Source organism: Leyella stercorea, assembly GCF_021531655.1.
Map to the genome: position 1 here is coordinate 1 of NZ_JADYUF010000122.1, position 458 is coordinate 458.

Sequence of the window (458 nt, forward strand, 5' to 3'; positions counted from 1 at the left end):
GTAGCTCATACTTTCAGCTGTTGTTATTGATTTAACTTACAGTTTTGCTTGTATCAATATGTCAAAGATCGTTGTAAAGTGAAAAGTTAAAAGTGAAGAGTGAAAATCTATTTGATTTTTCTCTTTTCGTTTTTCACTTTTCCCTTACTAAGTGGAGAATATCGGGGTCGAACCGATGACCTCTTGCATGCCATGCAAGCGCTCTAGCCAACTGAGCTAATCCCCCAGTAATGTTTAATGTATAATTATTAATGTGTAATTGATAATTGTGACATTAAACACACTGTATTTAGTAAGACAGTGCGCCAAGAAGCGTGGGAGAAGGAAAGCAAACCATAACTCTTAATAAGCCTTACTGAGCTTGATAGGCATCCTTAAGCCTTTATGAGCCTTTGCTGACCTTAATAGTGGAATCCCGTTTCTCCAGAAAGGAGGTGTTCCAGCCGCACCTTCCGGTA

General features: G+C 38.9%; 1 tRNA gene. It reads right to left on the reverse strand.

Annotation, left to right across the window (positions count from 1 at the left end):
• Window positions 1-152 precede the first annotated feature (152 nt).
• Window positions 153-226, reverse strand: a tRNA-Ala gene (locus tag I6E49_RS14300).
• Between the last annotated feature and the right edge of the window lie 232 nt (window positions 227-458).